Source organism: Sulfitobacter sp. DSM 110093, assembly GCF_022788715.1.
Lineage (GTDB): Bacteria > Pseudomonadota > Alphaproteobacteria > Rhodobacterales > Rhodobacteraceae > Sulfitobacter.
On the sequence record NZ_CP085170.1, the window covers coordinates 159,281 to 171,878 of the forward strand.

At 56.9% G+C, this 12,598-nt stretch carries 12 protein-coding genes and 1 pseudogene; 7 read left to right on the forward strand and 6 right to left on the reverse strand.

The window, feature by feature from the left end; translation table 11 throughout:
- The first annotated feature begins 19 nt into the window (after window positions 1-19).
- Together DSM110093_RS20215 and DSM110093_RS20220 are read left to right on the forward strand one after the other, a co-directional pair.
- Entirely contained in the window at window positions 20-1,471 is a 1,452-nt protein-coding gene (locus tag DSM110093_RS20215) for an aldehyde dehydrogenase (protein WP_243268159.1), read from the forward strand.
- A 9-nt stretch (window positions 1,472-1,480) separates the two neighbouring features.
- The gene (locus DSM110093_RS20220; protein WP_243268161.1) at window positions 1,481-2,239 is read left to right on the forward strand and encodes an SDR family NAD(P)-dependent oxidoreductase; all 759 of its coding nucleotides are present in this window, start codon (window positions 1,481-1,483) and stop codon (window positions 2,237-2,239) included.
- Here the strand turns inward: DSM110093_RS20220 and DSM110093_RS20225 are convergent.
- From DSM110093_RS20225 to DSM110093_RS20245, 5 genes are read right to left on the reverse strand one after another with little or no spacing between them, the layout of a single operon-like run.
- A complete protein-coding gene (locus DSM110093_RS20225; RefSeq protein WP_243268162.1) occupies window positions 2,236-2,769 on the reverse strand; it encodes a 2,4'-dihydroxyacetophenone dioxygenase family protein in 534 nt (177 codons plus the stop codon). The genes DSM110093_RS20220 and DSM110093_RS20225 overlap by 4 nt on opposite strands.
- Window positions 2,770-2,785: 16 nt before the next feature.
- Entirely contained in the window at window positions 2,786-4,501 is a 1,716-nt protein-coding gene (locus tag DSM110093_RS20230; protein WP_243268164.1) for a thiamine pyrophosphate-requiring protein, read from the reverse strand.
- An 11-nt stretch (window positions 4,502-4,512) separates the two neighbouring features.
- Window positions 4,513-5,835 carry a TRAP transporter large permease gene (locus tag DSM110093_RS20235; protein WP_243268165.1) on the reverse strand — a complete coding sequence of 441 codons (1,323 nt, stop codon included), beginning with the start codon at window positions 5,833-5,835 and terminating at the stop codon, window positions 4,513-4,515.
- A complete protein-coding gene (locus DSM110093_RS20240; RefSeq protein ID WP_243268167.1) occupies window positions 5,832-6,395 on the reverse strand; it encodes a TRAP transporter small permease in 564 nt (187 codons plus the stop codon). The genes DSM110093_RS20235 and DSM110093_RS20240 overlap by 4 nt, the downstream gene beginning before the upstream one ends.
- The gene (locus DSM110093_RS20245; RefSeq protein ID WP_243268168.1) at window positions 6,392-7,432 is read right to left on the reverse strand and encodes a TRAP transporter substrate-binding protein; all 1,041 of its coding nucleotides are present in this window, start codon (window positions 7,430-7,432) and stop codon (window positions 6,392-6,394) included. The genes DSM110093_RS20240 and DSM110093_RS20245 overlap by 4 nt, the downstream gene beginning before the upstream one ends.
- A 184-nt stretch (window positions 7,433-7,616) precedes the next feature.
- Between DSM110093_RS20245 and DSM110093_RS20250 the strand changes: the two genes are divergently transcribed.
- The 4 genes and pseudogenes from DSM110093_RS20250 to DSM110093_RS20265 form a co-directional block, all read left to right on the forward strand.
- Entirely contained in the window at window positions 7,617-8,492 is an 876-nt protein-coding gene (locus DSM110093_RS20250) for a helix-turn-helix domain-containing protein (RefSeq protein ID WP_243268170.1), read from the forward strand.
- Window positions 8,493-8,806: 314 nt separating this feature from the next.
- Window positions 8,807-9,052 (forward strand): type II toxin-antitoxin system CcdA family antitoxin, encoded by a 246-nt coding sequence (locus tag DSM110093_RS20255; protein ID WP_243268172.1) that lies wholly within the window; start codon window positions 8,807-8,809, stop codon window positions 9,050-9,052.
- Window positions 9,052-9,348 carry a CcdB family protein gene (locus tag DSM110093_RS20260; RefSeq protein WP_243268174.1) on the forward strand — a complete coding sequence of 99 codons (297 nt, stop codon included), beginning with the start codon at window positions 9,052-9,054 and terminating at the stop codon, window positions 9,346-9,348. The genes DSM110093_RS20255 and DSM110093_RS20260 overlap by 1 nt, the downstream gene beginning before the upstream one ends.
- Window positions 9,349-9,379: 31 nt before the next feature.
- Window positions 9,380-9,502 (forward strand): annotated as a pseudogene (locus DSM110093_RS20265) (3-oxoacyl-ACP reductase); the annotation flags it as partial.
- A 70-nt stretch (window positions 9,503-9,572) separates the two neighbouring features.
- Here DSM110093_RS20265 and ggt read toward each other — a convergent pair.
- Window positions 9,573-11,297: a gamma-glutamyltransferase gene (ggt, locus tag DSM110093_RS20270; RefSeq protein WP_243268175.1), complete on the reverse strand. Its 1,725-nt coding sequence runs from the start codon at window positions 11,295-11,297 to the stop codon at window positions 9,573-9,575.
- Between the two features lie 289 nt (window positions 11,298-11,586).
- Between ggt and DSM110093_RS20275 the strand changes: the two genes are divergently transcribed.
- Window positions 11,587-12,588, forward strand: a complete 1,002-nt coding sequence (locus DSM110093_RS20275; protein WP_243268177.1) for an SDR family NAD(P)-dependent oxidoreductase — start codon at window positions 11,587-11,589, stop codon at window positions 12,586-12,588.
- The last annotated feature ends 10 nt before the right edge of the window (window positions 12,589-12,598 follow it).

The following is a 12,598-nucleotide window of genomic DNA, read 5'->3' on the forward strand; positions in this document are numbered from 1 at the left end:
CCTAAAGGGGAGTACTCACATGCAAACGCTAGACCTTATGATCAACGGAAGCGACGTTGCCGCATCAAATGGTGCCACGTTCGAGCGCAACAATCCGATCACCAACGAGGTGGCGACCAAAGCCGCCGCCGCAACCAGCGATGATGCGATCGCCGCTGTCGATGCCGCGGCCGCTGCCTTTCCGGAATGGTCGCGCGCTTCCCCAAAAGAGCGGCGGACTATTTTGAACAAGGCGGCTGATATCCTGTTGGAAAAGATGCCTTTGTTTATTGAAGCTATGGCCGCAGAAATCGGTGCGACTGCTGGCTGGGTGGGTTTCAACGTTACGCTGGCATCCGACATGCTGCGCGAGGCGGGCGCGATGACGACACAGATCACCGGGGACGTGGTCCCATCCAACCGCCCCGGTTCGCTGGCGATGGCAATCCGCCAACCGGCGGGTGTTGTCCTATCAATGGCACCGTGGAATGCCCCCGTTATCCTCGGCGTTCGATCCCTCGCGATGCCGATCGCCTGCGGCAACACCGTGGTCATGAAAACCTCTGAAATATGCCCACGCACGCACCGGTTAATCATCGACGCGCTGAACGAGGCTGGGTTGCCCGCTGGGGTCTTGAATGCCATTTCAAACGATCCTGATGACGCGCCGGAAATTGTCGAAACCCTGATCTCGCAAAACGCTGTGCGCCGGGTGAATTTTACAGGCTCCACCCGCGTGGGCCGGATTATTGCCGAACTATGCGGGCGCCATCTGAAACCGTCGTTGATGGAATTGGGCGGCAAGGCCCCGTTAGTGGTACTGGACGATGCCGACATCGACGCCGCCGTTGCAGCGGCAGGCTTTGGCGCGTTCATGAACCAAGGTCAGATCTGCATGGCCACCGAACGGCTGATCGTCGACAACAGCATCGCCGATGAATTCGTCGCAGCCCTTGCCATCAAAGCGAACAGTCTGAAGGCTGGTGATCCTTCTGAGGGCAAAGCCCCGCTCGGCTCTGTTGTCGATATGACGGCGGCAAACCGTATTGACATGCTGGTTAAAGACGCAATCAACAAGGGAGCGACCCTTGTCGCAGGAGGCGGTTTTGACGGCACGATCATTTCGGCGATCGTGCTCGATAACGTCACCCCCTCCATGAAAATCTACTCTCAAGAATCCTTTGGCCCCGTCCTCGCCATCTCGCGAGTTGGCAGTGTGGACGAGGCTGTCTCTATCGCCAATGATACTGAATATGGGCTATCGTCGGCGGTCTTTGGGCGTGACACCATGCGGGCGATGTCCGTGGCGCGGCGCATTGAATCGGGCATCTGCCACATCAACGGACCAACCGTGCATGACGAGGCGCAAATGCCCTTCGGCGGCACCAAGGACTCCGGGTTTGGGCGGTTCGGCGGCAAGGCCAGCATTCAAGAGTTCACTGAGCTGCGCTGGATCACGATGCAAGATGGTCCGATCCATTACCCAATCTAAGGAACTGTGATGCTAAAGCTTGATGGAAAAGTGGCCATCATCACAGGCGGCGGCGGAAGCCTCGGCGCTGCTACTGCGCGGTTGTTCATTCAGAATGGCGCACGAGTGATGTTGGTGGATCGCGAAGCCGATGCGTTGAACGTTGTGGCAGGCGAATTGCCCGCAGATCAGGTCGCCACCTGCGTGGCAGACGTGTCAGACGAGGTGGACACTGCCGCTTATGTCGCCGCGACATTGGACCGTTTCGACGCAATTGATGTGCTGTTTTCCAACGCTGGCAACTTCGGGACGGTCGCGCAAATTGCGGATTACCCTATCGATGTCTTCGACAGCGTTCTGGCCGGCCACGTGCGGGGCGCGTTTCTGGCGGCCAAACACGCCGCCCCGCACATGACCAAAGATTGCTCTATCATCATCACCTCCAGCGTGGCGGGTGTGCGCGGAGATGCAGGTGTCTATGCCTATATCACCGCCAAACATGCGCAGGTGGGACTGATGCGCTGCCTCGCCAAAGAGCTTGGCCCCCGTGGCATTCGCGTCAACACCGTGCACCCCGGTCCTGTAGATAATGGCTTCCAACTTGCGGTCGAAGACGGCTTGGGCAAAGCGATGGGTGTTGACGGCACCGAGTTATTCAACCAGATGATCCCGCTTGGGCGGCATGGGTCGGCAGAGGAGATCGCCCGCTCGGTGCTTTACCTCGCAGGCGACGATTCCAGTTTTGTCACAGGATCAACCCTTATGGTTGATGGCGGAATGAGCGTTTAGCGAAATAGCGTATCGACGTAGTCTGCGCCCAGACCGACCTTTTCGTAATGGGCGCGGCACATTTCGATGTAGTTGTGAACGTCGAAATATCCCTCCGGCTCACCGTCCTCATCAAGCCAGACCAATGGACCCGTCACGATGAAAAACGCTCTCATCGGGTCTTCGTGTTCATATGCGACAAGCGTATGCCCCTCACCCGGACTTTCAAAGATGAAATCGCCTGCGGTGGCAGTCCAATCGTGCTCCAGATAGCCCCATTTGCCTGAGATCGTATAGGCAAAGACTTCATGAGGGTGGTAGTGGCGGTTCACCACGCCCGCCTCTTTCGCCATCAGGATATCGGCCCATCTGTTTTGATCCGGGGAAATCCAAAGCGGCCGGGACGAAACCGTTTCCGTGAACGGCACGTAATAACGCTCATCTTCTGTGGCGGCATCTGGTATGTAGACTTCTGGCTTGGCGTCGGGACGGAATACGTTGGTGATCGGCTTAAGGTCACGCCAGAATTCATTGGTAGGTTTCTCGGCCATGGTTTGTCCTCTTCGGTTAGGGGCGAACGCGCACATCAAGCAGCGCGAGGCTACGATTTGTCGCGATATGTTCAAGCGCAGCACCCAATGCGTCCGGCAGCTCTGGTCCGGTTTCCACGCGACGTGCCCATGCGCGGCTGGCTTCGGCGACCTTGCAAAAATCCGGTACCGGTGAGAGCTGAGTGAGTGGCATCCGGTTCGTCCGCGATGCGTAGCCGTCGGGATAAATGCCCAGCACCGATTGCCGCACAGCGCCCCATTCGGCGTTGTTAACGATCACCAACAACAGCGGCAATTCCATCGCCTCTGCGATTTGATGACAGGCCACGGGGTTGGAGAACATGTAAGATCCATCCCCCATGGTCGCGACGATCAGCCTGTCACGGTCGGCCAACTGCATCCCAAGTGCTGCTGGGAATGACCAGCCCAAACCGCCGGCGTGGGGTTCTTGATACCATGCTTGGTGATGGTCCAGCGACATCGGTGCCATCGGGCAACCAAGTTCCGAAAGGATCGTGGATTTGGTCCCTTCAATCGCACGAGACAGGCATAGGCTCACCCACTCTTTCGTCATCTGCCCATCCCGGCCCGCATTGGCACGATCGCGCGTTTCTTTGCGGGTCTGGGCATTGCTCTTTTCAACTTTAGCGCGGCGGTCGATCACCGCGCTTTTGCCTTTGGGCAAACGTGCATCCATTGCGGCCTTAAGCGCAGGAATCCCCTGCGCCAACTCGGAACTGACCGTGATATCAGAGCGAAAGTTCCGGACCGGCGTGCGCGCCTTCAGCGGGTCAGGCCCCATCTGAATGACCGTGCAATCCGGCGCAGGGGTATGGCTGTCCGGCGCCCAAGGGGCCAATGCATCCAGCACCAAAACAGCATCCGCATTTTCCAAAAGTGGCGCCGGATCAGGCCCCGTCGCCATGGGGTGATCTGTCGGAATCGCAAGAGCAACGGCCCAATACTGACAGACCGGAATGCCCCAGTCGTAGGCCAGCTGCGATAGGGCGGCAAAACCTTCGGGGCTGCCCGCACCGTGTTGGGCAAAGATTACGGGGTTCTTAGCGCGGGCAAGAACATCTGCTACCTGTTCGATCTGTGTTGCGCTGGCGTGCTGTACCGTGGGCTGCATACTCGGCGGGTTAGACAGGCCTGCTGTCGGTGTCGTTTCGCACAAGACTTCGCGCGGCAGGCTGACGTAGACAGGCCCACGCGGGGTCGAATTGGCGATGGCCCACGCGCGGTCCGTAATCTCGGCCACTTGCTCGGGAAAGCGCAACTCATAGTCCCATTTGCTTGCCTCGCGGACCAGCGCCGTCTGGTCGCGCATTTCCTGCCCCCAGCCGATTGGCACCGTGCGCGCGCCAAAGCGGTCCTTTTCGACCGTAGGTGTGCGCCCTGAGAACAGCAGCACAGGCACGTTCTCCATCGCCGCGTTAATCGCGCCGATTGAACAATTCGCAAGCCCGACATTCGTGTGGGCCATCACCGCCTGCGACCGCCCCGTGGCAAGGTAATAGCCGTGCGCCATGCCCATTGCTGCCGCTTCATGCGGGATGATGATCGCCTCGGGCAGGTCGATGCTTTTTGCTTCGGCTTCGGCCAAGCCTTCGATGACGGGCGGAAAATCTGTGCCGGAGTTGGCAAAAATATAGTCCACCCCGACGGATTTCAGACGGGCCAAAAGCGCGCCTCCGGCTGTCATACTGGCAGTGGGGGTCTCATGTTTCATTACGTTTTCCTTCATGACAGCAGCCGGGGAAGAAAGAGGGCGATACCCGGAAGCAAAATCAACAAGGTCACGCGCACGATCTCGGTCGCGAAAAAGGGCATGACGCCTTTAAAGGTTTCGCGCATGGGAACATCAGGCGCGACCGCGTTAATAACAAATACGTTCAGTCCGACCGGGGGCGTGATCAGACCCAGTTCAACCACCACCAAAATGATGATCCCGAACCACAATTTGGTTTCATCCGGCGACAACCCAAAGTCGAGGCCCGCCACAACCGGCCAGAAAAACGGAATCGCGAGGATCACCATAGACAGGCTGTCCATCAGGCAACCGAGGATCAGGAATGTAACGATGATCAGAATTAGTATCGTCATGGGCGCAAGCCCGCTGTTTTGCAACATTTCAGCGGCGGCCTGCGGCACCCCGGCGCGGGACATGAAGATTTTTAGCAGTTCCGCCCCAAAGACGATAAGAAAGATCATCGCACTCGTCCGTGCGGTTTCAAGTAAGGCGTCGAGGGTATCGGCGAACGTCAACCGCCGCCGTACCCCGCCATAGATCAACACCATGACCACGCCGATCGACGCCGCCGCCGTGGGGCTGTAAATGCCCGCGTAAATGCCCCCGATGACCACACCAAAAATGATAAGCACAGGGCACATCGCCAGCGTTGCTTGGCCAAGTTCGCGTGCGGTGACGGGAATGGCCTTTGGGCCAGAACCGGGTGCAAAGCGCACGTAAAGCCCGATCGTTCCGATGAACATCAAGGTTGCCAACAGGCCGGGGATCAGGGCGGCGGCGAACATTTTGATAATGTTCACCTCAACAATGATTGCATAGACAATCAGCACGATAGACGGCGGGATCAAGATCCCCAGGGTGCCGCCGGCGGCGATGCACCCGGTCGCCAACGCGCCGGAGTATTTGTATTTGCGCAACTCAGGGATCGCGACCTTACCCATCGTAGAGGCGGTCGCCGTGGAAGAGCCGCAAACTGCGCCGAATCCCGCACAAGCCGCGATGGCTGCCATCGCAACCCCGCCCCGAAACCGGCCTAGCCATGCATTCGCGCCCCGGAAGATATCGCTCGACAATCCACATCGCGCGGCCAGCCCGCCCATCAAAATGAACATCGGTAAGACCGACAGATCGTAATTTGAGAACTGCCCATAAGCGAGGTCTTTGAGCTGATTCAGGATAATCGTCGGGCCGGATTGCAAAATGATGCCAACCAACGCGACCAAGATCATCGCATAGGCAATGGGCACGCGGATAACGATCAAGGCCAGCAGGCCAAATAGCCCGCCGATGCCGATCAGGAATTCTTCTGTCATAGGGGGCCACGTTTGGTTGAGAGGGCATGATAAGCGCGGACCTGCGCCGCAAGGGTCACACAGGCGGCAAGGCCCAACAGGACAAGCGAGAACAAAATAGGTGGAAAGGCTGTCCATAACGGCAGTTTCAGCACCGGCGTAATCTCACGATATTTAAGATAGCTTTGCATGCCGCCCGACATCTGAACGAACATCAAAATCGCAAACCCCAAGGCGAATACCGAAGCCAGAACGTCCAGCAGCGCTTTGCGCCGCTCTGCCAAACCTTCGGTAAAAATATCGACCGCGATGTTTGACCCGGTGATCTGGCAGTAGGGTAGGAACATAAAGATGGCGATGGCGACGATGTGTTTGACCAACTCGTAGTCCGCAGGCAAAGGGCGTCCGACAAAGATATTTGACAGGGCGCTGCCCGCAGTCATCAATGCAAGACCCAAAGTCACGATGCCGCCCAGCAACGCCCACCAGCGCACGAATTTTACAATCCATGCGCCGATGAGGGTTTTCGTTTCGGCGGCAGGGGGTTCACCACTTGCCGCTAAATTTGGCGTATCGCTCACGGTTTACGGGCCGCGATAGCGTTGCGTGCCGCCTCTACGATCTGCGCCCCATCAAAGCCGGATTGTTCTCCAACCCAGCGGTCCACGACGGGGGAAAGCGCATCGTTGAAGGCCGCCATTTCGTCTTCGGTCAACACAACATGTTCATTGCCGTTTTCTTTGGCCATATTGATTCCGAAATCATCCGCATTGCGCCAGATATCCGCCACCTCACGCAGCCAATCTTCACCGCTGTTATCCGTAAAGACCTGTTTGAGATCGTCTGGCAAGCCTTCCCAACGGGCCTTGTTCATCGACACTTGGAACGTGGTTGTCCCAAAGCGGTTCTGGTCTGGCCCTTCGATCTGATATTGCGTGGATTCAAACAGTTGCAACGGCGGAATGATCTCCCAAGGGATCAGAGCACCGTCTACGCCGCTTGTGCTAAGCGCTTGCGGTAGATCGGGCACGGGCATCGTCACAGGCGTTGCGCCCAAAGCTTCGACAACAGCGTTGCCCGTCGGTCCCGGCACCCGCAGTTTCAGGCCATTCGCATCCGCTGGGGAACGGACGAGTTTGTTCGCCATCTGAAGCCCCTGCCCCGCATGAACATGCATGAACAGCACCTCAACATCGGCAAAATCTTCGGCCAGATGCTCTTCAAAGACGTCCCGCATCGCAAGGTTCGTCGCCGTAATATCGTTGGTGAAAACGGTGGGCAGTTCGAACACTTCGGATCGCGGGAACAGGCCGGGCGTGTAGCCGTTTACCGTCCAGACAATATCCACTACGCCTTCGGCCACCTGACGGAACAACTGCGGCGGTGCGCCCCCAAGGGACATGGCGGGATAAAGCTCAATTTTGATCCGGCCGTCCGATTGTTCCATGATCCGCTGTGCCCACGGTTCCAGCATCTGGCTGTGTGCGGGGGCTTTCGGCCCCAAAAAATGGTGGAGTTTCAGTTCGACTTCGGGCGATTGCGCCCAAGCTTTGCGCAAGTAAGCTGGCATCGCAACGGCGGCTGCGCCGCCAACAAGAATATGGCGTCTGTTAATCATTTTATATCCTCCCATAGCCTGCGCGAACAGGTTTCCCGCGCCACGGCGTTTCACGCAGCCTGCATGGGTCTCCTCCCCTGTGCCGGTCAGCGCGAGAAAAAGCTTACAAAGCATCCTTCTCCATAGGAATGGACATATACAGACAAGAATTGTACTATTCACGGAGTGAATGAAAAGGCGACCCATGCGACTTGCGAGTCAGTTCAGCGATCTTGTGGCCCCCCCGGACGCCGAGGTGACGCAAATCAAAAGCCAGTTGGGGGCCATAGAGTGGTCTATTCACGAGCGAACACACCGCTGCGTTGTGCTACTTGCTGGCGAGGGGCGCGTGGTGCTTGAGCATGGTGATCTGGCTTTCAATGCGCCCTGCCTAATCTGGCTGCCTTCAAGAACTGCCGAAAGATTGGTATTGAACGCAGGCAGCCGCGGCATGTCTTTGTCGGTGACCGAAGTGGGGATTGCACAAGCTGTATCTGTCGGCCCTGTGGCCTCGCAGATACGCAGCATTCTAAGCGAACCCCTCGTAAAACCGCGCATTGATCCAAAACTGGCACAACGTGTTGCTCAGTCGATGGAAACCATCTCCGAAGAAATAGAAAGCGGCGAAAGCGGCGCGCAGGAGAGTGTAAAACACCTTCTAGCATTGATGTTTATTCGCATTTGGCGGTTGTCCGGCCCCGCCCAACGCGAGGCCCAGCCCCTACCCCGCACAATCGCACTACAGTTTTTACAGTCAGTTGAATTGCACCTGCGCGATCACTGGAGCGTCGCGCAATACGCTGCAGAGATTGGCGTAACGCCGGACCGTTTGAATGCAACGATGCGGCGCACGACGGGCCGCCCGCCTATGGCACTCATCCACGCCCGGATTATTTTGGAAGCGGAGGCCTTGCTGGATGCCTCGACCCTTCAGATTTCTGAGATCGCCGAAGAGCTCGGCTTCACCGATCCCGCCTATTTCAGTCGTTTTTATAAGCGCATCACCGGGCAGTCCCCAAACCACAAACGTCGAGAACTGAAGCTAGAGATTAGCCGCCCTTCTTACGCCGCTTGGCCGTAGGATGCCGTGTTCAACTAGGCCCCCCAACGCACCGGTTCCTCTGCCGGGAAATGGGAAGGTCGGAGCGGCGAGCTGCCTATTCTGATGGCGGTAGCACCCTTCTGATTTCTGGGGGACATCACCTTTTCCGCTGGCCCCCGCAACATTTCTCAGCCAACCGATATTAAATCTTTGGGCTACAAAGCCTTGTTCGCGTCAGTACACTTTGGAACACCTCTACTTCACGCCACCCATACCGTTCCCGATTACGTAAAGCGGGTTTATTGCGAACCACACTCTTCATGTGTATACTCCATATTCAAATGGAGGGTACAATGTATCAGGCCACAGTAGAAAAAAAGCGCACGAACGTTACGCTGACTAAGGCAAACCTAGCTGCCGCACGGGAACTGGGGCTCAATGTTTCGGCAATTAGTGACGCTGCGGTCGCAGAGGCTGTGAGGATGGCAAAAACGAAAGCTTGGACTGAGCAGAACGCCGCAGCCATCGCAGAGCGTCGCGCCTGGATCGAAGCTAATGGAACCCCTCTGACTGATCTTCAGGTTCTGAAGACCGACTAATGGCGCAATTTCAAGTTTATCGTATCGCGGGTGATCGGTTCGTCCTCGACCTCCAGACCGACCTGATCGAGACTGGCTCCCGCGTGGTTGCTCCACTGGTCTCACTAGCATCCGGGCCAAAGCCCATTGGCCGGCTGGAGCCGATCTTTAACATTCAAGGCATGGCGTACGCGCTCCACACGGCTGAAATGGCCGCGATCCCGTCTGCGCTGCTCAAAGGGGCACCTGTCGCTGATCTTTCCGAATTCGATTATGAAATTCGCGCCGCTCTCGACATGGTTTTTTCGGGTTTCTGACCATTCAAAGTGCGAGAAATCACCCGGTTTCGCCGACGGTATCTGCTTCCTTTGCAGCGAGTGCGCAAGCTATGTTACGGGACAGTTAAACGCCTCTGACGGTGGATTTGACGGGACCGGCGTGGGCCTACCCATGCTTAGGGTCGATCGGTAATATGTTGGGCTGCCTTAAGCGAGATGAGGCAAGTAACCCCGGCAACAACACCGGAGTTACTTCTTTAAAGTCAGTGTCCCAAGGTCGCCGCATCTACGCGCCGAGGGTCGGACGCGCCGAACAGATAGCCGCTTTCTTTGTCTACGAGGATCGACTGGGTCGAGCCCATGACCGACTTTTCGCTGACCTTATGACCGCGCTGCTCAAGTAACCCCACCGTGTCGAGGTTGACCCCCTCTTCGACGCGGATCTCATCAGGCAACCACTGGTGGTGGATACGCGGTGCGAAAGAGGCTTCGGCGATGTTCATCCCGTGATCAATGACATTCATAATGACCTGCAAGGTGGTGGTGATGATGCGCGATCCGCCGGGCGAACCCGTCACCATGAAGACCTCTCCGTCCTTCATCACAATTGTAGGTGACATCGAAGAAAGCGGTCGCTTTCCGCCCTCGACAGCGTTGGCATCGCCGCCAATCAACCCATAGGCATTGGGCACACCGGGTTTGGCGGCGAAATCATCCATTTCATTGTTCATAAGAATGCCAGTGCCATCGGCAACCATACCGGACCCATAGGAAAAGTTGATCGTATAGGTGTTGGAAACGGCGTTTCCATCTTTATCCACGATCGAAAAATGCGTCGTCTGATCGGACTCATACGGCGCAAGTTCCCCCGGCTTGATGCTGCTGGATGGTGTTGCCGCGTTCAGGCTGATTTCCCCCCGAATATCCTCGGCATAGGCCTTTGAAGTAACCTCACTCAAAGGCACATCTACAAAATCACTATCGCCAAGGTATTCCGAACGATCCGCATAGGCTCGCTTCATCGCTTCGGCCATAAGGTGGATCGTGTCGGCCGTGTTATGGCCAAGGAAAGAAATCGGGTAATCTTCAAGAACGTTGAGGATTTGAATGATATGCGCACCACCCGAACTGGGCGGCGGCATAGAGACGATCTCATAACCGCGGTAGGTACCGCGCACCGGATCACGCAGAACCGGCTTGTAATTGGCCATATCTTCGACCGTGATCCGGCCCCCGGCAGCTTGTACCGCATCCGCAATTTTTGTTGCCGTTTCTCCTTTGTAAAAGCCGTCTGTTCCTGCGTCAGCAATCTTTTGCAATGTATTGGCTAAGTCCGCCTGAACGAGAGTTTCGCCCGGCTCATAAAAACCGCCGCCCTCTTTAAAAAAGATGCTTTCAGAGGTCGGCCATTTCTTTAGCCGATCCTCAAGACCTTTCAGGCTGTCAGCAAGGCCGGGCGTGACCGCGATACCTTCGCGAGCAAGAGCAATGGCTGGCTCTAATACTTCGGCAAGCGACATGCTGCCGTAATTCTCCAGCGCCATCTGCATGCCCGCCACCGTTCCCGGCACGCCGACGGCCAGCCCGGTGAACCGCGAAAGCTCGCTGTCGGCATTGCCCTCGGCGTCGAGGTACATATCCCTCTCAGCAGAAGCAGGCGCCATTTCGCGGTAGTCGATCGCCTTGGTCTCGCCGCTCTCAGCGTCATGGACAATCATGAAACCGCCACCGCCGATATTGCCCGCGCGCGGCAAGGTTACAGCCAGCGCAAATGCCACGGCGACTCCCGCGTCCACAGCATTGCCGCCAGCTTTGAGAATATCGAGCCCGATCTGGGCCGCTACGGCTTCTTGGGCCGACACCATCCCGTTCTCGGCATAGACGGGGTGAACACGGTCATTCCCAGAAAAAATCGCTGCTTCTTGGGCATGAAGCGCGGGGGCAGCCGACATCGTCAGGCATACCGCGCCAGTGATAATCTGTCTCATCAAAATTCCTCCCATTTGCGTTCGCGTGAGTTGAGGTTGGCTGTTTCCCTTCAAAAGTGCAACGGGGAGGGCAGACCTGACCTACTCCGTATGGCGGGACATCAAGGCTAAGCTTTTACAGGTTCGCACCCAGTTGCCTTTCTGCCGCTCTATAAGTACCACTCTATCGGGTGCACACCGTATCCTGCTCACCCTGCCAACCCCCCGTGACATGGAAGTCCTCACAGGTCATGCCCTTCATCTATCACATATCCAAAGCTCCCAAATTCTCCGCAAAAAGGGGCTTTGAATGAGGACCGCAATTGTCACAGGGTCGTCCGGGTTCATTGGGTATTTTGTTTCTCTGACGCTTCTTAGATCCGGGTGGCGTGTCATCGGCATCGACAGCCTGTCAGACTACTATGACACCAATCTAAAACTGCAGCGTCAATCGCAGCTTAGCGCGTATGCTGAGTTCACTGTCGTGAACGAAAAATTGGAAACGCCTCAAGCGCTGATGTCTCTTTTCAAAGAACACCGCCCCGAGGTGGTGATCCATCTGGCTGCGCAGGCAGGTGTGCGGCACTCCATCGACGTGCCCCGCGCCTATGTGGATGCCAATATTATCGGCACCTTTGAACTGCTCGAAGCTGCGCGCGCATTCCCGCCCGCCCATATGTTGCTGGCCTCAAGCTCTTCCATTTTTGGGGCAAACAGCCAGATGCCATACAAGGAAGCGGATAAGGTCGACACGCAGATGTCCTTTTACGCGGCGACCAAGAAAGCGACTGAAAGCATGGCGCATTCCTATGCCCATCTTTACGATCTGCCGACGACCATGTTCCGTTTCTTTACCGTGTACGGGCCATGGGGGCGCCCTGACATGGCGTATTTCAAGTTTACAAAGGCCATTCTGAACGGAGAGCCGATAGACGTTTACAACCATGGCAAGATGCAGCGCGATTTCACCTATGTCGACGATCTTGTCCGCGCCATTGTGGCCTTGATCAACGTCACCCCCGACCCCGCCAATCCGGTGGCCAGCGACAGCGTTTCGCCTGTCGCCCCGTTTCGCGTCGTGAACATTGGCAATGCGTCACCCGTGACGTTGATGGACTTCATCGCAGCGATTGAAGCCGCCTGCGGGCTGGAAGCGATCAAGACCTATCACCCGATCCAGCCCGGCGATGTGCCCGCCACTTGGGCCGACACGTCCTTGCTGCAAAACCTCATCGGCCAGCAACATTCCACCCCCGTCACCGACGGGTTGCAAAAATTCGTAGACTGGTACCGCGACTTCTACAAAGTTTGATCTGAACAGC